This is a genomic window from Mycobacterium sp. NGS66, assembly GCF_059812225.1.
On sequence record NZ_JCALCG010000018.1, the window covers coordinates 73283 to 96062 of the forward strand.

The 22780-nt window shown below is 68.0% G+C and carries 19 protein-coding genes; 9 read left to right on the top strand and 10 right to left on the bottom strand.

Annotation, left to right across the window (positions count from 1 at the left end; translation table 11 throughout):
- Positions 1-71 precede the first annotated feature (71 nt).
- A complete protein-coding gene (locus tag AC5Y2L_RS25670) occupies positions 72-1148 on the top strand; it encodes a glycosyltransferase family 4 protein (protein ID WP_499938094.1) in 1077 nt (358 codons plus the stop codon).
- Positions 1145-2389, top strand: a complete 1245-nt coding sequence (locus tag AC5Y2L_RS25675; protein WP_499937987.1) for an acyltransferase family protein — start codon at positions 1145-1147, stop codon at positions 2387-2389. The genes AC5Y2L_RS25670 and AC5Y2L_RS25675 overlap by 4 nt, the downstream gene beginning before the upstream one ends.
- Before the next feature lies 1 nt (position 2390).
- On the opposite strand, the gene AC5Y2L_RS25680 is transcribed toward AC5Y2L_RS25675, so the two are convergent.
- The 5 genes from AC5Y2L_RS25680 to AC5Y2L_RS25700 form a co-directional block, all read right to left on the bottom strand.
- Positions 2391-3494 carry a glycosyltransferase family 4 protein gene (locus tag AC5Y2L_RS25680; protein WP_499937985.1) on the bottom strand — a complete coding sequence of 368 codons (1104 nt, stop codon included), beginning with the start codon at positions 3492-3494 and terminating at the stop codon, positions 2391-2393.
- Positions 3491-4930, bottom strand: coding sequence for an O-antigen ligase family protein (locus AC5Y2L_RS25685; RefSeq protein ID WP_499937983.1), 1440 nt, complete (start codon positions 4928-4930; stop codon positions 3491-3493). The genes AC5Y2L_RS25680 and AC5Y2L_RS25685 overlap by 4 nt, the downstream gene beginning before the upstream one ends.
- 32 nt (positions 4931-4962) lie before the next feature.
- Positions 4963-6459, bottom strand: coding sequence for a tyrosine-protein kinase domain-containing protein (locus AC5Y2L_RS25690; protein WP_499937981.1), 1497 nt, complete (start codon positions 6457-6459; stop codon positions 4963-4965).
- A gap of 133 nt (positions 6460-6592) precedes the next feature.
- Positions 6593-8287, bottom strand: coding sequence for a hypothetical protein (locus AC5Y2L_RS25695; protein WP_499937979.1), 1695 nt, complete (start codon positions 8285-8287; stop codon positions 6593-6595).
- A 2-nt stretch (positions 8288-8289) separates the two neighbouring features.
- Positions 8290-10149 carry a putative bifunctional diguanylate cyclase/phosphodiesterase gene (locus AC5Y2L_RS25700; protein WP_499937977.1) on the bottom strand — a complete coding sequence of 620 codons (1860 nt, stop codon included), beginning with the start codon at positions 10147-10149 and terminating at the stop codon, positions 8290-8292.
- A gap of 325 nt (positions 10150-10474) precedes the next feature.
- Between AC5Y2L_RS25700 and AC5Y2L_RS25705 the strand changes: the two genes are divergently transcribed.
- The 4 genes from AC5Y2L_RS25705 (at position 10475) to AC5Y2L_RS25720 (ending at position 14745) form a co-directional block, all read left to right on the top strand.
- Positions 10475-11275 (top strand): FkbM family methyltransferase, encoded by an 801-nt coding sequence (locus AC5Y2L_RS25705; RefSeq protein WP_499937975.1) that lies wholly within the window; start codon positions 10475-10477, stop codon positions 11273-11275.
- An 86-nt stretch (positions 11276-11361) separates the two neighbouring features.
- Positions 11362-12549, top strand: coding sequence for an NAD(P)/FAD-dependent oxidoreductase (locus AC5Y2L_RS25710; protein ID WP_499937973.1), 1188 nt, complete (start codon positions 11362-11364; stop codon positions 12547-12549).
- The gene (locus tag AC5Y2L_RS25715) at positions 12546-13475 is read left to right on the top strand and encodes an RNA polymerase sigma-70 factor (protein WP_499937971.1); all 930 of its coding nucleotides are present in this window, start codon (positions 12546-12548) and stop codon (positions 13473-13475) included. Before AC5Y2L_RS25710 ends, AC5Y2L_RS25715 begins: the two co-directional genes overlap by 4 nt.
- Before the next feature lie 28 nt (positions 13476-13503).
- Positions 13504-14745, top strand: coding sequence for an aminodeoxychorismate synthase component I (locus AC5Y2L_RS25720; RefSeq protein WP_499937969.1), 1242 nt, complete (start codon positions 13504-13506; stop codon positions 14743-14745).
- Between the two features lie 170 nt (positions 14746-14915).
- Here the strand turns inward: AC5Y2L_RS25720 and rsmI are convergent, their stop codons facing one another.
- A complete protein-coding gene (rsmI, locus tag AC5Y2L_RS25725; protein WP_499937967.1) occupies positions 14916-15770 on the bottom strand; it encodes a 16S rRNA (cytidine(1402)-2'-O)-methyltransferase in 855 nt (284 codons plus the stop codon).
- Between the two features lie 69 nt (positions 15771-15839).
- Between rsmI and AC5Y2L_RS25730 the strand changes: the two genes are divergently transcribed.
- Positions 15840-17393: a dolichyl-phosphate-mannose--protein mannosyltransferase gene (locus AC5Y2L_RS25730; RefSeq protein WP_499938093.1), complete on the top strand. Its 1554-nt coding sequence runs from the start codon at positions 15840-15842 to the stop codon at positions 17391-17393.
- Between the two features lie 69 nt (positions 17394-17462).
- On the opposite strand, the gene arcA is transcribed toward AC5Y2L_RS25730, so the two are convergent.
- On the bottom strand, positions 17463-18677 hold the full coding sequence (gene arcA / locus AC5Y2L_RS25735) for an arginine deiminase (protein WP_499937966.1): 1215 nt from the start codon (positions 18675-18677) through the stop codon (positions 17463-17465).
- A gap of 66 nt (positions 18678-18743) precedes the next feature.
- On the opposite strand from arcA, the gene AC5Y2L_RS25740 reads away from it, so the two are divergent.
- Entirely contained in the window at positions 18744-19340 is a 597-nt protein-coding gene (locus tag AC5Y2L_RS25740) for an alpha-ketoglutarate-dependent dioxygenase AlkB (protein ID WP_499937965.1), read from the top strand.
- A gap of 6 nt (positions 19341-19346) precedes the next feature.
- Here AC5Y2L_RS25740 and AC5Y2L_RS25745 read toward each other — a convergent pair whose 3' ends face one another.
- From AC5Y2L_RS25745 to pat, 3 genes are read right to left on the bottom strand one after another with little or no spacing between them, the layout of a single operon-like run.
- Positions 19347-20000 (bottom strand): DUF5642 family protein, encoded by a 654-nt coding sequence (locus AC5Y2L_RS25745; protein ID WP_499937963.1) that lies wholly within the window; start codon positions 19998-20000, stop codon positions 19347-19349.
- 28 nt (positions 20001-20028) lie between these two features.
- Entirely contained in the window at positions 20029-20727 is a 699-nt protein-coding gene (locus tag AC5Y2L_RS25750; RefSeq protein WP_499937962.1) for a DUF5642 family protein, read from the bottom strand.
- An 18-nt stretch (positions 20728-20745) separates the two neighbouring features.
- Positions 20746-21696, bottom strand: coding sequence for an acetyltransferase Pat (gene pat, locus AC5Y2L_RS25755; RefSeq protein WP_499938091.1), 951 nt, complete (start codon positions 21694-21696; stop codon positions 20746-20748).
- A gap of 238 nt (positions 21697-21934) precedes the next feature.
- Here pat and AC5Y2L_RS25760 point away from each other — a divergent pair, with 238 nt between their 5' ends.
- Positions 21935-22675, top strand: a complete 741-nt coding sequence (locus AC5Y2L_RS25760) for a class I SAM-dependent methyltransferase (RefSeq protein WP_499937961.1) — start codon at positions 21935-21937, stop codon at positions 22673-22675.
- The last annotated feature ends 105 nt before the right edge of the window (positions 22676-22780 follow it).

Here is a 22780-nt window from a genome sequence, read left to right on the forward strand (position 1 = left end):
CCCTTTTCGGCACGAAAACGGGTGATTTTGCGTCTGCTCGCGGAAGGGCGGCGGCAGTGAATTCGCTTAGGGTGCTGTGGCTTTCGCCGTGGATGCGGCCCCTGGCGCGGGTCCAGGCCGACGCCTTGCGCCGACGGGGAGTCGACGTCCTGCTGGTGACCACCGACCACCACCATCCGGAAGCCGACGCGGCTCGGCCCTACGAGCTGGTGCTCGACCCGCGTGTCCGCGCCGCGGCCACCTGGCCGGCCTGCCTGGGCGCCTGGCGCAGGGTGCGCGACTATCGGCCGCACATCGTGATCGCCGAGTTGGTCAACGATCCGCGCTGGATGGCCTTGGCCGGCTCGGCACCGCGCCTCCAGTTGGTGCATGACGACAACCCGAAAGACGCCGTCGAACAGCGACGCCCGTACGAGCGCGCGGTGTTCGACCGCTGGGGCGCCCGCTCGACGGCCACCGTCGTCTACAGCCAGCATGTGGCCGCCGCGATCGCCGGCCGGCGAGACGTGGCCGGTCACCCGATCCACGTGCTGCCGCTCAGCAGCGACCTCGCTGCCGACCTGGTGCCTCCCTTCGTCGACGCCGACGGCCGCCGCGATCTGGTGATGATCGGACGGCTGAATCCGTACAAGAACCTCGACGTGGTGTTGCGGGCCTGGCAGCAGCATGTGGCCGGGCCGGCGTGGCGCGGCGATGAGCTGGTGCTCATCGGCGACGGCGCCCTGAACCCCGACACCTTGCCCGAACACACCCGCTGGCAGGCCGGCAAGTACCGCTACGTCGACATCCTCACCACGCTGGCACGCGCAAAGGGTTCGGTTGTGCACTACCGGCGCGCGTCCCAGAGCGGGGTGCAGGTGGTGTCGATGCAACTTGGCGTCATGCCGATCGTGTCGGTGGCCGGCGGACTGCCGGAGTTCCAGCCGCCGGGGTGCCCACCGATCGGTGTCGACGACGTCGACGGGCTCGCGGCCGCGTTCGACGAGCTGGCCGATCCGTTGACCGCGGCGCGGCGCGGCGCCGAAGCGGTGCGCCACTTCAACCAGCGATTCGCGGTCGACCACTGCGCCGACGGCCTGCTGGACGTCATCACCGAGGTGCTGCGCCGTTCCCCCCGCGTGCCGGCCGTCACCGGGACGGCGCGATGACGCCGCAATCGGTTGGCACGGTGCCGGCCCGGAGGCTGCCGGGGATGGCCGCCGCCGCCCGCGCCTTCGGCCGCCCTCGCCGCCGCGCCACCGAGCCGAAATCCGGTTGGCTGCCCGCGAACTTCGATCGCTTCATGGCGATCCGACGATTCAGCGCACTAGACGGTTGCCGGGCCTTGAGCGTGATTGCGGTGGTGTGGCAGCACACGTCGGGCAGTCCGGCTCCGTCGTTCCTGCAAAAGGGGTTCCTGGGGGTGGACTTCTTCTTCGCGATCAGCGGCTTTCTCATCACCAGCCTGCTGCTGCGCGAACGAGATGCCGTCGGCGCGATTTCGTTGCGCAAGTTCTACGCACGCCGCGCCCTGCGCATCTTCCCGCTGTACTACTTGGCGCTGCTGATCTACGTCGGGCTGGTTGCTGCGACCCGACGGCACACCCCGGAAGGTATTCAGTTCTTCCATCATCTGCCGGCGTTCGCGACGTATACCTACAACTGGTTCTCCAGCTCCGGCCATCAAGTGACGTTCAATTTCGCCTGGTCGCTGGCCACCGAGGAACAGTTCTATCTGCTGTGGCCGCCGCTGCTGGTGACGACGCTGATGATCACCGGCGGCAAGCGGGTCTGGCCGTCGCTCGCCGTCTTGGTCGTGCTGATCGCCGTATCGCAAGGCGTCGGCCTGATGACGGACGCGTCGGTCATGCCGTGGCGCATTCCGGCGAGCCTGTCGCTGCCGATCCTGCTGGGTGCCGCCGCAGCGCTGGTGCTCACCACCAGGCGTGGTTTCGCCGCGGTGAGCGCGGTCGCCGGGCGCCTGTGGTCGGCGCCGGTCGCCGCGCTGCTGCTGGCGTTGGCGATCATCGCAGACACGCCGCTGCAGGTCGTCGAGGTCCTGATGGTCTTGGTGGTGGTCGCTACCTGCATCGTCGAGTGGACGCCGTTGCACCCCATGCTGCGCTGGCGCCCGCTGGCCTTCGTCGGAGTGATCAGCTACGGCGTTTACCTGCTCCACAACCTGTGCGCGAACGTGGCCCGGATAGTGACCGGCGAGCACGAAGGAATCCCGCTGTTTGTGGTCACTCTCATCGCGGTGATTCCCTTGGCGTACTTGAGCTTCCGGTTCTTCGAGACCCCCGTGCTGAAGCTGAAACGCAAATACGAGACACGCGGCGAGCATGAAGGTGACGAGTTGTCTCGCCTAGCGGCACTGTCGCGGAGCGATCCCGAACCAAAAGCGCCTTAGCTCAACGGATTGCAGGCCGGTCACCGGCCAGGTCGGTCCACAGCTGAGTCAAACGCTGGTGCCAGCGTTCCAGCGCGAAGTCGGCGGCGCGGCCACGTGCCGCCTCGGCCAAGCGCACTCGCAACCGCTCGTCATCGACCAGCGCGGTCAGCGCCCGGGCGATCTCGTCCGGACGACCCGGTGGCACCAGAAAGCCGTTCACGCCATCTGTGACCGCCTCGCCGATGCTGCCGACCCTCGTCGTCACCGGCACCAGTCCATAAGCCATCGCCTCCAGCAGCGCCATCGGCAGACCTTCGTCGTAGCTCGGAAGCACGAAAATGTTTGCCTCGCAAAGCAATTGGTCCCGAGACGATGAGTCGACCCAGCCCGGCACCGAAATCGTGCCGCTCAATCCGGCGGCGTCGACCGCCGCTTGCACCCCGGCCACGTCACCGTCACCGGCGAGGGTCACCCGCAACCGGTTGCGAACGGACTCCGGCAATGCCCCGATTGCGGCGATCACGTCGTAGCTGCCCTTACGCAGCCCCAGCCGGCCCAGCGCCACCACGTGCACCCGCTCCACGCCGGCTTGCGCCACCGAGGACTCGGGAATCCGGACAGCGTTGTGCAGCACGGCAATTCGCTCGGGATCGATGGCCAGTCGGCTCGCGTACTCCGCGACGTGACCGTTACCCAGAACCATCCACCGGTCGGCGACCAGCATGCGTCTGACCGCCGCCCGAACCGGCGCGGGTTGCCGGTCGAACCAGCCGGCGAAGTCGTAGCTGTGCGCGTGGATCACCGCGGGCACGCCAGCCGTCCGCGCCGCCCACAGGGGCATTGCCTTGCGAATCACGCTGCCGCCGTGGGCCAGATGAACGTGCAGCACGTCGACCCGTCGGCGCAGCACCAGCCAACTGGCGCGCAGCATTCCGCGGCCACCGACAACGAGGCGCTGCACCAGTGAGCCGTCCACATACGTCGGCACCACCGTGATCGACATTCGCTCGTCGGGATGCTCTGTCATCAGGGCGGCCACGGTGGCCATCCCGCCGCGGCTGGCTGTGCCGGCCGGCGCCGGACCGACCACCAGGACCCGCAGGGTGCCCGCCGGCGAGCTCACCGGGATATCCCGGCCGGCACGGGCTCGGCCGGCTCGGACTCGGCAACTACGTCGTCGGTCTGCTGTGTCCCGCCGCGCAGGCTGGCGAACGCCATCGCCGCGCCCAGTGCCAGGCCCAGCGTCAGGCCGTTGGGCGACTCCTCGGGCAGCGGGTCGACGTTGCACATCACCAGCAGACCGACCGAGACCGCCGCACTGATCTTGGCCGGCACCGAACCGCGACGCAGCGCCCGCACCACTGGCACACCGGCGAACAACACAAAGGCCGCCATGCCCACCGCCCCGGCCTTGACCAACCACCAGAGATAGAAGTTGTGCGCGTAGGTGGTGCCCAGCGTCTCGGTGAACCCGGTCGGGTCGTTTCCGAACGGCAATTGATACGCATACCCCAACCCGTGGCCGAACACCGGCGCTTTGCCGATTGCGGGAATCAGATGGTCGTTTTCGGCCAACCTGTCCAGCGTCGACTGGTCGACGGCCAGCGCACTGGCCGACACGCCACCGAGGACCCGGTGGCTGTAGGCCGTGAGTTGATCACTCAGCCATGCCCCGGCCGCCGAATGCTGCAGCAGGAACAACGCACCCGGCAGAGTGACCGCCAGGATCGCCGCGCCGACGGCAAGGAAGCCGAAGGTGCGGCGCAGGGCCGACCAACCCAGGTTGGCCAGAAACGCGACAACAGCGGCGATGGTCGCGGAGATGAGGGTGTTCCGTGAGAACGCCAGCAGGGCAATGACGAGGGCGGGAACGCCAAGGACGAGGTAGGTCGCGGGCTGGACCCGGCCGACGATGGTCGCGGCGACCAAGGCGGTGAGCACGGCGACGGCGGGAGTCAGGGCCGTGGTGATGACGCGGGTCACCGACTCACCGGTCTCCACACCTACCTCGCGACCGACCAGCGTGATGCCATGCAACGAGCCCATCACCGCCATGCCCGCCGAAAACCACAGCATCACCGCGATCGCGCCCATGACTCCCTTGATGTAGTCGCCGGTGACGATCAACAGTGCCAACACGAACCCGGCGACCATCTCCAGCAGGAACGTGGCTTCGCGCACCACAGCCGCCGGGGCATGCCCGGTTTCGAAGCCGACGGCCGCGAAGTACAACACGACGACCACGAACATCGCCGGCAACACGAAGTCGGTAAACCGCGGCCGCACGAAGGGAATGAGATAGCAGATGCCCAGCAACAAGGCCAGGTGATAGGCGTAGATCGACACCGGCCCAAACACTTTGCCGACGTGTAAGCCCTGCGGCAGCGACGCCATCGCCAAGAACAGCGCGACCCAGACCATGGCCTCCGGTCTCGACCAGTACACGACCAGGCAGAACATCGCGCCGATCACCATCAAGCCGTAGACGGTGGTGCGCACCGAGAACACGCCGAACAAGAAGCACCCGAACAGGAACAGTCCCAGCAAAGCTGCGTTCATTGCCAGGCGCTGGCGGCTGCGCAGGTACAGAATCACGCTGAGCCGCTGACCTTGGCCCGGTAGGTGCGCGTCGATGCCCTGGCGTGCCGGGCCACCCGGGCATCGGTCAGCACGGTGCCGACCAGGTTGGCCCCGGCGGCACGCAGTGCGGTCAACGCGTCGGCGAGTTCGTCCTGGGTGGTGCGCCCCGCCCGGACCACCAACACCGTGGCGTCGACAGCGCCGGCCAGCAATCCCGAGTCGGCGGTGGCCAGCACCGGCGGACCGTCAACCACCGTGCGGTCGAAAGCGGCCGAAACGTCGCGCAGCACCTGGTCCAGCCGCTCGGGCAGGTAGGCGCTGCACGGCAGGGTGTCGCGGCGGACCGCGCGCGCCGCCAGGACGAACAGCTTCGCAATCGGGCTGGCCTTGACCACCTCGTCGGCGATATCTGGGTTGGCCAGCGCATTGCCCAGCCCCTCCCCGGATTCGACTTTCAGCAGGCCGGCGATCACGGGCCGGCGGGTGTCCCCCTCGACCAGCAGGACATCCTCGCCTAGCTCGGTGAACGCCCGGGACAGATTCAGCGCTGTCGTCGTCGTGCCCTCGCCGCCGAACGGCGCCGCCAGCAAGACTCGACGGGATTCGGAGCCCATGGCGCGCAGCAGCCGGGCCCGCAGGCCGCGAACGGCGTCGTCGAAGGAGATATCGGTGCCATATCGTGGGGCGTTGCCGCGACGTCCGGGTAGCTCCGCCAGCGTCCGCAGACCCGAAAGTTCTTCCAGTTTCTGGCGGGTGCGCACGGTACGGTCGGTGGCCTCGCGGGTCAGCGCCACCCCGATGCCGAGCAGCAGACCGGCCACCACGCCCAGGGCCATGTTGCGCAGCGGCACCGGCTTGAACGGGTGATCGGGCACGCCGGCCTGCTCCACCACCGTCGCCCGGGCGACCGGCCGTGGCTGGGTCGGAGTGGCGGGCTGCGGGTCGGCGGCCGGAGCCGGTGTGGGCACCACGGTCGTCTCACCCGGCTGAGGCTGTCCGTCGGGGTTCGCCGGCGGCGACGTCTGCGGGGCAGGGCTGCTCGCCGGCGCGGCCGGCGCCGGACCCCGGGGACTTCCGCCGAGGGTGCCGACGATCGCCGTGAACTGCTCGGCCATTGCCTGCGCCAGTGCGGCCGCGCGCTTGGGATCGGTGTCGGTGACGGTGATGGTGAACAGCGTCGATTTGGGGGTGAAGGTCACTTGGGTCCGGCTGGCCACGTCGTCCGCGCTGATCGGCAGGTTCAGCTGCTTGACCGCCCGCTCGGCGACCGCATGCCCGCCGGCCACCGCCGCGTAGGACGACAACCGTTCCTGGGCGGCCTGGGTGCCCTGGAACACCTGGGTGAGGTCGGTCTCACCGGAAAACGAGATGAGCACGGTGGCCGACGATTGATAGCTCTTCGTCTGGAATGCGGTCACCGCCGCGGCACCGATCAGGCACGCCAGGAAGGCAGCGGCGAACAGCTTCCAATGCGAAGCCAGAGTGCGCGCGAAAGTGCGGAAATCCACTAATACCCCCGTGGTCGCGATTCCGAGCTGCCCTGCGTCGAACAGTCGAAATCGCGGGTTCGTCTGCTTTGCCCGGGCCGGGCGAAGTCACCGGTCATTATGACCCATGACGGGAGCAAAACCGCAGGCCGCGTCATCGCTGGGCGGCAGCGGTCAGCGCATCGCGAGGAACGTCAAGCGTTGCGATCGAATACCAACCGGAGCCGTCGCGGCCGTCGCGCGCCAACTCCATCGGCGGATAGTTCACCACGTGCGTCCCCTGGGCCTTGTGCTGCTGCCAGGCAACCGAGGCCTGCAGCCGGTAGCGGCCCGGGGCCAATCCCGTCAGTGGCACGGCTACCGACTCGGTAGACGACACCGGAACGGGTTGGTCACCGGAGTTGTCACCGGTGTGGACAAGGGATTTCAACGCCACGGTCGCCGGCAGACTCCGGACGACCGCGCCGGAGAAATCAACCAACCGATAGCCGGGCACCCATCTCTCGGTGGCCGCGGCGGCGCCATAGTTCGTCCAGGTGACCGCGATCCTGGCGGTCCGGTCGCGCATTGTCTGCGACCCCGCCCGGGCCTCCACCGAATACCGGTAGCCCGCCGCGACGTTGGCTTGCGCCCACAACAGGTACAGCTGCGGGTCCATGGCGGTGGTCGAATTGGCGTCCAGAAAGTTCACGCTCGACGTCATCGATACGTGGTAGTTGACCACGTCGCGCAGACCCTTGACGTAATAGGCCTTGGCGTCGGTCTTGGTCGGCGGTGCGCCGCCCCACTCGGTGATCACCGGCGCTTGGGCCAGCCGCTTCTTCAAATCGGCCACGAGCGGGTCTTTGGTCACCACGTAGCGGGATCCGCTGTCGTCGGCCCAGACCGGAAAGGGTGCGTAGACGCCGAGCGCGTCGGAGCGGATGCCCACCGGGGCGACCAGCTTTTTGGTGACGTCGTCGGCGAGCATCTGACGCACGATCTCGGGGTTGGCGACGGTGACGACCAGCTGCGTGCCCGGGAAGGCGTTGACGTTGGCCGCGACCAGCCGCCGGATGGACGCGATGGTGATGTTTTGGTCGCGGAACTGGCTGTAATAGCCGAGGGCGGCCACGCTGTCGTCGGGTGCGGGACCCGGCGCGTTCAGCACGTCGCGCAGATAGGCGATGTGGTCTTCGCTGAAGTCCCCGTAGCCGGAGAACTCGAAAACGCTGAGCCGCTCGTCGTGGTCGTAGCGGCGACCGAGCGCGGCCAGCAGCTGTTCAAACCCGTCCAGATATCCGGGGTCATTCCAGTTGGGCACAACTTGCGTCACGCCGCGCGTGGATGAGCCCGCCGGCGGCCCGGCGTACTCGGTGCTCGCGCCGGGAAGGGCGCGGACCCAGTCCGGGATCTCGATGTTGGTGTCGTTGGGATAGACGGCGTCACAACAGGAGTTGTAGGCGTAGACGCGAAGCGTAAGCCGCATGTTGCGGTCGGCCAGCTTGGCCAGCGCATCGTCGATCACGCTGAAGTCGTACTTGACCTCGTCGGGAGCATTCGCCGGCAGCGACCGCGGATCGCGTGGTTGCAGCTGCCGCCATGACACCCGCATGCTCGCGTCGTATGACGCCGGCCAGGCCGGATACCGCTGCTGCGCGGAATTGCCTTGCGGGAACAGGGGAACCAGCAAGTCTTCGTATTGACCGCGCAGGGGATTGGCGATCTCCTGGACGCCCGCGGGTATCGCCGAACTGACGATCGCGTTCAGCGGCCCGAGCTCGGTTCGGCGGCTACCGCCGCAGCCGTTGAGCGCCAGCGTCGCGCACGCGACAATCAGCAGCGCCTTCGTTCGCAACACCGTCGGCAAGACTAGATGGCTCCGAGCGACAAGGCTTCGCGGTCGGCGAGGAACGGCATCGGCATCCAGCGCGCCGACAATAGCGCCTCCATCGCATTGCCCGGCACGGGTCGCGACAACAAGAAGCCCTGCGCACGGTGACATCCGTGTTGCATCAAAGTCAGTGCGGCAGCGGGTGTTTCGACTCCCTCGGCGACCAGCTGCAGCCCGAAGGCCTCGGCCAGCCCGATGATGGCGCGAACGATGGCCAGGTCACCGGCGTTGGTGCCCAAGTCACGCACGAAACCGTTGTCGATCTTGAGCATGTCGACGGGCAGGGACTTCAGGTGCGACAGGACCGCGTAACCGGTGCCGAAGTCGTCGATGGCGATCTGGACGCCGACCTCCTTCAGCTCGGCGAGGGTCTTGCGGGTGGTTTCGATGTCTTGCACCACCGCGCGCTCGGTGATCTCCAGGCACACCGATCCGCCGTCGATACCGAATTCCTCGATGGTCTCGGCGACGCTGCGGACGAAACCGCGGGTGATCAGTTGCACCGGCGAGACGTTGATGCGCAGGGTTGCGCTCTGCCCGACGCCGTTGGCGCGCCAGCGGCTGAACTCCGAACAAGCCGCCCGCATCACCCAGCGGCCCAATTCCCCTGCCAGATTGGTCGATTCGGCCACTCCGATGAACGAATCGGGCAGCAACAGGCCCCAGATGGGGTGTCGCCATCGCACCAGTGCCTCGGTGGCCACGATGGCGCCGGTCCACAGGTCGACCTCGGGCAGATAGTGCAGCAGCAGCGCTTCGCTGTCGATGTCGCCTTGCAGGTGCAGCTCGATGTCGTTGCGGAACGCACTCTTCAGCGACATGTCGTCGGTGGACAACGCGACCTGGTTGCCGCCGCCGCGCTTGGCCGTCAGCACCGCCTCGTCGGCGCGGCGGAGCAGGTCGGTGCTGTTGTCGCGCCCCGGCATGCCCACCGCCACTCCGATGCTGACGGTGCGGGTGATCATGTGGCCGCCGATGGCCAACCGCTCGCGCAGCATCGCGCCCAGCCGGCGGGCGAACGACTCCGCGGTCCCGGCAGACATCGCCTGATCGGGAATGACGACGAACTCGTCGCCGCCGATTCGGGCGATCATGCCGTTGCTTCCGGCGCACACCCGGATCCGTTGGGCAAAGACCCGGATGAACCAGTCGCCGGCGGTGTGCCCCAGATAGTCGTTGATCGGCTTCAGCCGGTCCAGGTCCAGGTACAGCACCGCGACGGGCCCGCCGCTTGCCTTGGACAGTCGCTCGGAGAGGTGCGCGACCAGCGCGCGCCGGTTGTACAGGCCGGTCAGGTCGTCGTGTTCGGCGAGGTAACGCAGCTTTTCCTCGGCAGCGATACGAGCCTGCACTTGCGCAAACAAGGCCGCTACCGCCTCGAGCGTGTTGATCTCGTCTTGCTTCCACTTGCCGCCGCCGGCCTTGACGAACGCCAGCACCCCGGTGGTGATGTCATGCGAGACCAGCGGAGCGGCGGCGACCGACGGCGCTGTGCCCGCATCGGCTCCGCGCCGCTGGAAGGGCCGGTTGCCGTTGTCCGGGCGGATCACGACGGGTTTGCGGCCGTGCTCGCACTGCGCAAGCACCGGGTCGGCGCTGGTGAAGTGCACAACAGCCAGCGGGTCGGGATCCGGGACGTCGGTTCTCGGCGGCCACTCGGCAACCAGTATCGAGGCCCGGATGTCGTGGTCGTGGTGACGCAGGAAACTACCGGTCAAACCCAGCTGGTCAACAAGCTGTGCGAGCACGCTTTCCGTGACCTGGGTGGCAGTCGAGGCGGTGGCCTCCATCAGCTGCTTGGCCACGGAGGTGACGACCAGGTCCAAACTGCGCGGCACGAGGTCCTCCAAGGGCTGCCCCGCTGGACACTCCGCCATCCGGCGCCCACCAGGGACTTGTCGTTACAAACTGCTTTCCCGATGCACGCCGGCGCGCAGCCGGGATCCCCGATTGTTCACTTGCTCATGGTTATTCGGCCCGGGGTAGGCAACGAACCGGCAAAGCGTATCACGCAGGGCCCGCTCTGGCTCGGTTCAATCCGGCCTGCGACCTGCGCTGAAAGCGCTTCCCCGAGGTTGTCCGCCGGCTCTCACCCCGCGCCGGCCGGCGTGGGTTAGGGTTGACGCCTCAGCAAACGGCGCAAATACCAGTCAGGGGCCGGCGATGCCTGTCGCAAGCTCGATCAAACGTTGGCTGGCGCCGGCAGCCAGGGCGGTCGCGCCGCGCCGGTTCTGGCGGCGCAAATACCGCATCCTGCAGCGTCTCGGCGAATCGCACCCCGACGTCATGCTGGCCCGCTCGCTGTGCGACCCGGACCGCATCTCCGTGGACATCGGGGCGTCCATCGGCGAATTCACCATCGCCATGCTGGAATCGTCGCGCGCGGTGATCGCGTTTGAACCGCGCCCGGCGCAGGCCCGCGACCTGACGGCGATGTTCGAAGCCGTCGACGCCCCGGTTCGGGTCGAGGCGGTGGCCCTGTCCGACCAGCCGGGTGTCACCACGATGCGGGTGGTGCCCGACGACCCGGGGCGCAGCACCATCGACGACAGCAACACGCTGAGCGACGTGGGCGGCGGTGGCGATCCGGTCCAGGCCATCGACGTTCCGGTGCAACGCCTCGACGACTTGCAGCTGGACAACGTCGGCCTGGTCAAGATCGACGTCGAGGGTCACGAGCTGGCCGTGCTGCGCGGCGCCGCGGACACGATCACCCGCAACCGGCCGGCGGTTCTGGTCGAAGCCGAAGAACGCCACCATCCGCACGCTGTCGCGGCGATCAGCGAGTTCCTGACCGGGCTTGGGTACGCGGGCTATTTCGACGTGGACGGCAGCCGCCGGCCGGTGCAGGAATTCGATGCCAACGAGCATCAGAACCCGGCGAACATCGGCGGCCGCGAAGACGGCTGGGTTCGCCGCGGCGTGTATGTCAATAACTTCGTCTTCCTGCCAAAGGACGCGTGAGACACGTCACAATCGCGGCCCAGCATGTCACGCCTGGCCGGTTCTCGGTGTCTGAAGGGCACAAGCCCGATCAACAGGAGACAGCAATGACCAAGAGAACTCATGTCGTCGTCGTGGGCGGCGGATATGCCGGCACCATGGCCGCCAACCATCTGCGGCAGCGCCCGGACATCGACATCACCCTGGTGAACCCGCGGCCGGTGTTCGTCGAACGGATCCGGCTGCATCAGCTGGTCGCCAGCACCGGCACCGCGACCGTCGACTACGGTTCGCTGCTCGGCGAGGGGATCCAGCTGATCGTCGACAGCGCCGACCACATCGACGCCGACGCCCGCCGGCTGGTCCTCTCGTCAGGCGCCGCACTGGACTACGACTACCTCATTTACGCGGTAGGGAGCACGGGTGCGACGCCCCAGGCGGTTCCCGGCGCGGCTCAATTCGCTTACTCGGTGGCCGATCTGGAGAGCGCGCAGCGGCTGCGCTACGCGCTGACCGACCTGCCGCTCGGCGCTCCCGTCGCGGTGGTCGGCGGCGGGCTGACCGGCATCGAAACGGCGTGCGAGCTGGCCGAACGGGGCCGCCCGGTGACCCTGATCTGCGGCGGAATTCTGGGGCCGTCGCTGAGTGACCGGGGCCGGCGCAAGGTCGCCAAACGGCTGCAGCGGCTCGAGGTGAACGTGCTCGAGTTCAATCCAGCGGGCGAGGTGCAGTGGGACGCGGTGGTGCTGGCCGACGGCGCCGTGGTGCCCAGCGCGGTGACGGTGTGGACGGCTGGGTTTGCCGTGCCCGATTTGGCCGCGCGCAGCGGCTTGGCCACCGATTCGATGGGCCGGCTGCTCACGGATGAGACGCTGACCAGCGTGGACAACGAGCGCATCGTCGCCGCGGGTGACGCCGCCGCCCCGTCGGGCCTGCCGCTGCGGATGAGCTGTCAGGCCGCCGGTCCGCTGGGCGCGCAGGCCGCCCGGACCGTGCTCAGCCGCATCGCCGGCCGCGCCCCCGAGCCGCTGAACCAAATATTCGTCGGCCAGTGCATCAGCCTGGGCCGCAGCGAGGGCATCTTCCAGATCTCGCACAGCGACGACACCCCACGCAACATCGCGGTGGCCGGCCGAATGGCCGCCTCGGTCAAGGAAGCGGTCTGCAAGGGCACGGTGTGGCAGCTGCGGCACGAGGCGGCCAAGCCCGGCTCCTACCGCTGGCTCAAGGGCGGCATGCGAAAGGCGCAATTGGCCGCCTTCCAGCCCGTGCCGGAGCAGGTAGCGCCGCGATGATTTCGTCGACCGGCGATGGTGAACACGCCGAACGGTTCACGCTGCTGCGGCCGTTGCTGTTCACCATCGCCTACGAAATCCTGGGCTCGGCAACCGAAGCCGACGACGTGCTGCAGGACAGCTACCTGCGCTGGGCCAACGTCGAACTGGCAAGTGTGCACGACACCAAGTCCTATCTGGCTCAACTGGTTACGCGTCAGGCGCTCAACGCGCTGCGGGCCGGTGCCCGGCGCCGTGAGGAGTACGTGGGGCCGTGGCTGCCCGAACCGCTGCTCCTCGAAGAACAGGACCCCTCGTCGGATGTTGTTCTGGCGGAATCGGTTTCGATGGCGATGCTGGTGTTGCTGGAAACGCTGAGCCCCGACGAACGCGCGGTGTTCGTGCTGCGCGAGGTGTTCGGTTTCGACTACGGCGAGATCGGCGAAGCGGTGGGCAAGCCGGCGGCGACGGTGCGGCAGGTCGCGCACCGCGCGCGAGAACACGTCCGGGCCCGGCGCAAGTGGGGCGGTGCCGCGCGGGAGCCGATCGACCCGCAACGCAACGCCGAGATCACCGCGCAGTTCCTGCAGACGGCGGCCAGCGGCGACGTGGAGGCGCTGATGGCGATGCTGGCGCCGGACGCCACCTGGATGGCCGACGGCGGCGGCAAGGTGAGCGCGGCCCGCAAGCCGGTGATCGGAGCCGAACGGGTCGCCCGAGCCATCACCGGGCTGATGCGTAAAGCCGGCACCGGCGTGCGCGTCGAGATCGTCACCTGCAACAGCGCCCCGGCGGTGTTGTTCTACCTCGACGACCAGCCGGCGATGGTGGTCACGCTCGAGATCGCCGACGACGTCGACGGGCCGAAGATCACCAACTTCTACGCGATGCGTAACCCAGACAAGCTGGCCGCCCTGGCTACCCCCCGCGAGATCAGCCGCGGCTAGAAAGCCAAGGTTCTGTCAAGCTAGGGCGGTGTTAATCGAGCGGCTCGGCGACCTTGGCGGCGCACCCCGCGTGCTGCGCGCCGTCGGCGACGCGACCAGCCGGCTCGATCTACCGCCTCCGGCCGCGCTGACCGGCGAGTGGTTCGGCGCGCTGGCCGTCATCGCACCCAGCGTCTCGGTGCAGCCGGTCGAGGCGGACCAGGCATTCGAGATCCGCACCGGCCCGGACGGACCGGACGGCATGGCGGTGGGCGGCGGCTGGATCGGCTACCGGTCCTACCCCGACCCCGGCGCCGACGGGCGCGGCCACCGGATCCCCGAAGCAGCCGGCGGCTGGACGGACTGCGTGCTGCGCCGCGACCGCGACGCGCAATGGTGGTATGAGAGCTTGTCGGGCGCGCCGATGCCGGACTGGCTGTCCGCCGCCCTCACCGCATCGGCGCCGCCGCAAGAATGCCGGATCGACTGGGGAGGCGCCGACCGCGAGACCCACCGCGCGGGAGTACTCGCCTGCCTGGAGGCAATCGGTGCCGGCGAGGTCTACCAAGCCTGCGTCTGCACACAATTCACCGGGAAGGTGGCCGGAGCACCGCTGGACTTCTTCGCCGACGGGGTCGCCCGCACTTCTCCGGCCCGGGCGGCCTACGTCGCCGGACCGTGGGGAGCGGTGGCCTCACTGTCTCCGGAGCTGTTTTTGCGGCGTCGAGGCGGCGCGGTGGCGTCCAGCCCGATCAAGGGCACGCTGCCGCTGGATGCCTGGCCGTCCGCGCTGAGGGCGTCGGCCAAAGAGGTCGCCGAGAACATCATGATCGTCGACCTGGTCCGCAATGACCTTGGGCGGGTGGCGATTACCGGCACGGTCACCGTGCCCGAACTGCTCGTGGTCCGCCGCGCGCCGGGCGTATGGCACCTGGTGTCCACCGTGTCGGCGCGGATTTCGGCCGAGCTTGCCACGTCGACGCTGCTGGACGCCGCCTTCCCACCGGCCTCGGTCACCGGAACACCGAAACTGCGTGCCCGTCAGCTGATTTCGCAGTGGGAGCCTGTTCGACGCGGGATATACTGCGGCACAGTCGGTTTGGCGTCGCCCGTAGCGGGGTGTGAGCTCAACGTCGCGATCCGTACCGTCGAGTTCGACACCGCGGGAAACGCGGTGCTCGGCGTCGGCGGCGGCATCACCGCCGACTCCGACCCCGACGCCGAATGGGAAGAATGCCTGCACAAGGCGGCCCCGATCGTCGAGCTGCCCGCCGCTGCGCCCGTCGGCTGACCTGGTTGCCGCTTGCGCGTGAATCCTGGGCTTTGCGCGTGAATCGTGGGCGTTGCGGGTGAGTCCTGGGCGCAGATTCGCGCCTTTTCCCGCCGTGGATTCACCGCGAAAGCCGTGAACTCACACCCCAAAGCCGTCCGCTCACACCGAAGCCGTCGACCCACCGGACGTCAGTCGTCTTGCTCGCGTGATTGCAGCACCGCGGCATACAGCTGGCGGGTGCGCACCTCCGAATGCCGGCCGGCGACCAGGCTGCACGCATCCTTGATGCGGACGCCGCCGGCGACCAGTTCCTCGACCTCTTCGACCAGCGTGTCCACCAGCGACGACGGGTCGGCGTGCGGGAGCGCCCCGCCCAACACGACGGTGATCTCGCCGAGGACGCCGTTGGCCGCCCACTCGGCCAGCTCATCGAGCGATCCGCGCACGACCTCCTCGTGCACCTTGGTCAGCTCCCGACATACCGCCGCCTGGCGCGCACCCCCCAGCTGCTCGACGGCATCGCGCAAGCAGGCGGCCAACCGCCGCGGCGATTCGAAAAAGACACACGTGCGCGATTCATCGGCGAGCGACGCCAGCCAGGTTCGGCGCGCCGACTTCTTCCGTGGGGCAAATCCCTCGAAGCAGAACTTCTCCGCCGGCAGACCCGAAACGGCCAGCGCGGTGATAACCGCGGAGGGTCCGGGCAGACACTGCACCGGCAGTCTGGCTTGCACGCAGGCCACGACCAGTCGATAGCCCGGGTCGCTGATCACCGGCATGCCGGCGTCGCTGACCACCAGGACCGTCGCCCCCGATTCGATCGCCGGGATCAGCGCCGCGGCCCGGGCCGCCTCGACCCGGTCGAAGAGGCTGACCACCCGGCCGGTGATCGTGACGTCGAGCGCCTTGGCCAGATTGCGCACCCGCCGGGTGTCCTCGGCGGCCACCACCTCGGCCTGCGCCAGCGCGTCGATCAGCCGTGGCGAGGCATCTGATGGCTGGCCCAGCGGGGTCGCGGCAAGCAATAGGCGGCCATGGGTCATGACGGACAGCCTACGATCGACGGGATGACCGCCCCGCCCCACGAAATGTCGGACGTCGGCGAGGAGCGTGTGGTTCCCGTCGTCAGCCCCGGGCCGCTGGTTCCGGTCGCGGATTTCGGACCGGTGGACCGGATGCGCGGTTGGATCGTCACGGCCGTGGTCGGGTTGCTCGGGGTGATAACCCGGTTTCTGAACCTGGGCTCGCCGACCGATGCCGGCACACCCATCTTCGACGAGAAGCACTACGCGCCGCAGGCCTGGCAGGTGTTGCACAACCATTGGGTCGAAGACAACCCGGGCTACGGCTTGGTGGTCCATCCGCCGGTCGGCAAGCAGCTCATCGCGCTCGGCGAGGCGCTTTTCGGTTACAACGGGGTGGGCTGGCGGTTCACCGGCGCCGTGCTCGGGGTCGTGCTGGTGGTGCTGGTGACGCGCATCGTCCGGCGGATCAGCCGCTCGACGCTGGTCGGCGGCATCGCCGGGGTGCTGCTCATCTGCGACGGCGTCAGCTTGGTCGCCGCTCGCACCGCACTGCTCGACGGCTTTCTCACCTTCCTGGTGGTCGCCGCGTTCGGTGCGCTCATCGTCGACCGCGACCAAGTTCGTCAACGAATGCACGTCGCGCTGCTGGAAGGCCGTATCGCCGAAACCCCGTGGGGCCCGCGTCTCGGGGTGCGCTGGTGGCGGTTCGGCGCCGGAGTCCTGCTCGGATTGGCTTGTGCGACAAAGTGGTCGGGTTTGTACTTTGTGCTGTTCTTCGGTGTGATGTCGCTGGCCTTCGATGTGGCAGCGCGACGGCAATACCAGGTGCCCAGGCCGTGGCTGGGGGTGCTGGGACGCGACGTGTTGCCCACCGGTTACGCGTTGGGGCTCATCCCGTTTGCCGTCTACTTGGCCAGCTATGCGGGCTGGTTCGCGTCCGAGACCGCCATCGACCGCCATCAGGTCGGCCTGACCATCGGGCCACGCACCTCAAATAGCTTCGTGCCACTGCCGGATGCGATTCGCTCGCTGTGGTACTACACAGCGAAGGCCTTCCAATTCCATGCCAGCCTGACGAATTCCGCGGGCAACCACCACCCGTGGGAGTCCAAACCATGGAGCTGGCCGATGTCGTTGCGGCCGGTGCTCTATGCCATCGACCACCAGAACGTTCCCGGCTGCGGGGCGCAGTCATGCGTCCGGGCGGAGATGATGGTCGGCACGCCGGCCATGTGGTGGCTGGCGGTGCCCGTACTGCTCTACGCGACATGGCGAATGCTGGTGCGACGGGACTGGCGTTATGCCGCGGTGTGGGTCGGCTATTGCGCCGGGTGGCTGCCCTGGTTCGCCGACATCGACCGGCAGATGTACTTCTTCTACGCGGCGACGATGGCGCCGTTCCTGGTGATGGCCATTGCGCTGATCCTGGGCGACATCCTTTACCCGGTTTACCCCGCGAATGCGGTCAGAGCAGTCAGAATGCGGCAGAGCTCCGAGCGGCGCACGCTCGGCCTGATCGCCGTGTCGTGCTACGTCGCTTTGGTGGCGACGAACTTCGCGTGGCTGTTCCCGGTGCTCACGGGTCTACCCATCTCGCAGGAGACCTGGGACATGGAGATCTGGCTGCCCAGCTGGCGCTAGTGCGCCGAGCAGACGCAAAATCGCCTGAAACAGACCTGATTTGGGGGATTTTGCGTCTGCTCGCCGGGGTTAACCGAGCGGATCGCGGGCGACCGGACACGACATACAGCGTGGGCCGCCGCGACCGGTGCCCAGCTCGGAGCCGGCGATCGTCAGCACCTCGATACCCGCATTCTCCAGACGGGTGTTGGTCTGCAGATTGCGTTCATAGGCGACCACCACACCGGGCGCCAACGCCAACGTGTTGTTGCCGTCGTCCCACTGTTCGCGTTCGGCGATCACCGGGTCCAGCCCGGTGTCGATGACCCGCAACTTGTCGATCCCCATCGCATTGGCTGCCGCCTCCAGAAAAGGAGCCGCGTCGCTGATGGTCACACCGTCGGGTGAGCGCTCGATGGTGAACGCCGTGAGCGTATCGACGACGTTGGCGTACATCACCACCGTGTCGGTGTCGACCATGGTGCACACCGTGTCCAGGTGCATCTGCGCGCGCCGCTGGGCGATGGGCACCGCCAGCACGGTGTGCGCCAGATCGTCGTCAAATAGGCTGCGCGCCAACGCTTCCGCGCCGGCCGGGGTGGTCCGCTCCCCGACCCCGACCGCGACCACACCCGGGGCCAGCAGCAACACGTCGCCACCCTCGACCGGGGCGGTACGCGATTCGTACGCTCGTCGCACACCGGTGAACCGCGGATGGTGGGCATAGATGAGGTCGGTCAGCGACGCCTCGCGGATTCGCGCCCGCAGCGCCAGCGACGGGATCACCACCCGCGGGCCGATCCAGATCGACGAGTCGCGGGTGAACACCAGGTTGGGCAACGGCTCGATGACGAAATCCCCGCCGTGGTGCATGCGCAGCACCAGCGACACGTCGGTGCGGGTGTCCGACGGCAGCTCCTCGAACGTCATGCCGGCCATCAACACGTGAGCCAACGCGGCAGGATCCAGGCCGCGCAGGTAAACCGAGAGCTCTTGCGCCAGCGGGGTACCGAGTCGGCGCGCATCGACGGCGGCAGCGACGCCCTGCATCCGGGCGGCCCCACTGTGCTGTAGCGCCTCGGTCAAAAGGTCGGACATCAGCAGCACTTCTACCCCGCGGGATCGCAGTAGCTCGGCGAACTGATCGTGTTCCTCCTGCGCGCGCGACACCCAGGGCAGCCCGTCGAACAGCAACTGGTCGCTGTTGCGGGGGTTGAGTCGTCGCAGCTCGGCTCCCGGCCGGTGCAAGATCGCGACCCGTAGCACGCCGACCTCGGAATTGGTGCCCAGCTCCACAGGACTCACAGTTAGAACCGTAGCCGCTGGCCGCGGCCCAGACTGATCGAACGGGTGTGCGATAAACTTCAGCACGTGGGAACCGCGGTCCAGGGCTCGCTGTTCGAGCACACCGAACGCCGCCAACTCGGCGACGGCGCCTTCATCGAGATCCGCTCCGGCTGGCTTCAGGACGCCGAGGGTCTGCTCGACGCGTTGCTGACCACCGTGCCCTGGCGGGCCGAACGGCGCCAGATGTACGACCGGGTCGTCGACGTGCCACGCCTGGTCAGTTTTCACGACCTGACGAGCGAAGAACCCCCGCATCCGATGCTGGCCCGGCTGCGGCGGCGACTCAACGACATCTACGGCGCCGAACTGGGTGAGCCCTTCACCACCGTGGGATTGTGCTGCTACCGCGACGGCAATGACAGTGTGGCCTGGCACGGCGACACCATCGGTCGCAGCAGCTCGCAAGACACCATGGTGGCCATCGTCAGCCTCGGGGCCACCCGCACCTTCGCGTTACGCCGGCGCGGGGGCGGCCCGTCGTTGCGGCTGGCGCAGGCGCATGGCGACCTGCTGGTCATGGGTGGGTCATGCCAACGCACCTGGGAGCATGCGGTTCCCAAGACGTCGGCGCCGACGGGCACCCGAGTCAGCATCCAGTTCCGGCCGCGCGACGTGCGTTGAGGCAGGCTAGCCGCGGACCGCGCTGACCGCCTTGACGAGCAGATCGCGGGCGCGTTGGGTGTCGACTTTGGCCACCGGCTGGTCGGGCACCACCAGCGGATTGGCGATGACGATCACCTGGTAGTCGCCGAACTGCGCGGAGTAGTCGTACAGTTCGCCGGTGCGGGGACCGCCCGGGACCACGGCCTGCAGGACCCGGTGCACCCCCAGCGTGCGCGCACTCTGGATGCGCGGAGCGTCGACGACCTCCATGCCCCCGCGGACTTGGCCACCGACGAATGCGACCTTGCTGCAATCCTTTCCGGGGTCGGTGAACGGTAGTTCCTTGGACGTCTCGACGGCGATGACGACGAAGCGGTTGCCATTGCCCTCGGCCGACACTGCGGCCATGTTGCCCTGCAGATCCGGTGGCATGTCCGGCCCGGCCGCCACTTTGGCACAGTTCGCCGGGTCGAATTTCAGTCCGTCGGGCAGCTTGCGGGCCGACAGCAGCTTGGGGTCAATCGCCCGTTCTGAAATATCGATGACCTTGAACTCGGGCCCAAAGCTGGACTTGATGCCGGTGACCTTGGCGATGTCGGCGTTGGAAGCGGAACCGGCGCCCGATGAGCAACCCGCGAGCACGCACGTTGATGCGATCGCGAGCGCCACCTTGAACATCGTGGCCAATTTACCCAACCGCAGCCGCTCAACTGCGTAACGCGGACACCGTTTTGACCAGCAGATCGGCGGCGAATTGTGGTGTCAGGGCGGGAAGTACCGAGCCGGGGTCGGTGGTCACCGTGGTGAATGCGTAGTAGTCGCCCAGATAGGCGACGAAAGTGGTTGTCCGCGAATCGATTTCGGCGCCGGACTCCACCGACGTCCGGGTGTCGGCGACCATGCCGACGGTGTCCGCCCCCTCGATGTGCGGGGCGTCGATCAGGTGGACGTCGGCTTCGATGTGCCCGGTGTGCGCGTCGGTCATGGTCCACCGAGCGCACCCGGCGAGAAGGTTGTGATCTGGAGCGACCGGGCCCGGCAGGGCCGGCAACGCCACCACCACCGCGTTGACGATGCCGCCCGAGCCCGACCCCGAGACGCCCTGCGCTTGGCCGCGCCCGTTGCCGGGATCGGCCAGCGTCGCGCATTGCGGCGGCTTGGTCGTGATGAGCGGGGCTTCGGCTTTCAGACCCCAGATCACCCGCGGCGCGGCGGCGACGGCCATGCCGCTGGTCACCTCGTAGCCAGGAGGCAGTTCGCGACCCATCCGCTTGATGTTGGCCGGGTGTACGCCGGTGCCGTGAGCCGACGGCGACGGGCTGACGACGGGCGCCGGCGGTTCAGCACACGCGGCGATCAGCAGTGTCGCGCAGACAGTGCACGGGCCAATCCAGAACGGCCGCATGCTCGTTCATAGCACGTGTCAGCCGACCGCCTCGATGACCTGTCGCGCGACGCGCTTGATTTGGTCGATCATGTCGCGCCCGAGGTGTAGGTCGCGGATTCGCGGCACATCGACGACGGTGGTGATGACCCCGACGTCTTCGCGCTGCCAGACCGCCCCGTAGTGGTCCATGATCGTTCGCATCGCCAGGTTGTCCGAGAGCATCCGCGCGGTGAACCTCTCGACTCCACCGACCCGGGCTGCGACGGACAGCGCCTCAACCAAGAAACTGCCGATCCCCCGGCCCTGGTATGCGTCGGCCACCAGGAACGCGATCTCGGCGACGGTCGGATCGCTTTCGTCGCGCACGAAACGCGCGTCGGCCACCGGGTTACCGTCGTCGGTGACCACCCAGACGAAGTGGTCGACGTAATCGACCTCGGACAGGTAGTGCATCAGCGCCGGGGTGGGCACGCGAGCCGTCATGAACCGCCGGTACAGCGTCTCGCTGGAGAACTGGACGTGGCCGCGAATGGTCCGCTCGTCGTCGCCCGGCAGGACCGGACGCAACAGCAACTCCGTTCCGTCGCGAACCCGGATCGAGATCGGCGTGATGAATGCGGCCAGCCGCTGGCGCACCGTGCGCAGCAGCCGTTCCGCGACCCCGGGGATGTGTACCAGGCGGGCGAAGGCGTCGTTGTCGCCGATCCACCCGGTCAGGGGCTCGGTCGTGGTGACCGTAGCGGTACGCGGAATGTTGCGCAGCAGGGCGATCTCGCCGACGATCATGCCGGGGAATGCGTGCTCGACGATCACCACACCGTCGTCGCCGACGTGCTTGATCTCGACTGCGCCTGACGCGATGAGCAGGAACGAGATTGCCCGCTCGCCTTGCTGCATCAGCAGTTGACCGGCCGCGGCCCGCAGCGGCTCGACGGTGGCCGCCAGCGGCAGCAAATCCGCAGCGGGGACTCCCTCGAAGATGTCCATCGCCGCGAGCTCTTCCACTCGCGGGCCGGTCAGCTCGGCCACCGCACTATCCCGGGGACTCGCCGCACTGCCATGAACCCGCCACCTGATCACGTCCCATCCGCGTCAGGCGCAATGCCCGGCTCGCGGTCCGACGCGACTCAGGTTATGGCGTCTGCCGCGGCGGCGGCAAGCAGACCCGTTAGCCTGACAGCAGTTCACCAGCTAGAACGAACGAGCAAACCGGAATGGACCCGCAATGGACAAGAGTCCGCTCGAGTTGACGCGCGCCCTACTCACGGGAACCCCGGAGTTGCGGCACGGCTTCCTCGACGTGCTGGGCGAATCGGCCGACTCCCCCGCGCCGACGTTTGCGCAACGGGCGATGCACAGCCCCTTCGTAGCGACCGTGTACGAGCGGCTCTGGCGGCCCGCCTCGTTCTACGTCGCCAGCGGGGTCACCACCGGAGCCGAGCAGCGCCGCGCGGCTTCGGCCCTGCGGTTGTCGAGCGCTCGCCGGCTGCTCGATGTCGCTTGTGGCCCAGGCAATTTCACCGGGCCGCTGGCCGCACAACTTCCCGACGGCGGTCTGGCCGTGGGATTCGACATTTCCGAGCCGATGCTGACCCGCGCCGTGCTCGACAACAGCGGGCCGCGCACGTGTTACGTCCGCGGCGATGCTCACATGCTGCCGTTCGACGACGAAACATTCGATGCCGTTTGCTGTTTCGGTGCGCTCTACCTGATGCCCCAGCCGTTCCGGGTGGCCCACGAGATGGTTCGGGTGCTGCGGCCCGGTGGCCGGATCGCGATCCTCACCAGTTACGCCGGCCAGCCGCCACCGGTCCAGCGCGTTCTGAAGGCCGGCGCCGGCATCATCGGGCTTACCGTGTTCGACCGGCACGCCTTCGTCGACCTGTTCTCGTCGGCGGGGCTGGTTGACATCGAGCAGGAGACGCAGCGGTTATTGCAGTTCGTCGTCGCGGCGAAGCCCGGTTGAGCCGGATCCTCCGTCGCCGAAACTGCAGCCAGGGCGCGCTGACGGCTCCGATCCGCGCCCTGGGCGCAGGATCGGCGCCGCCACTGCAGCGTCGCAGGATGGAAG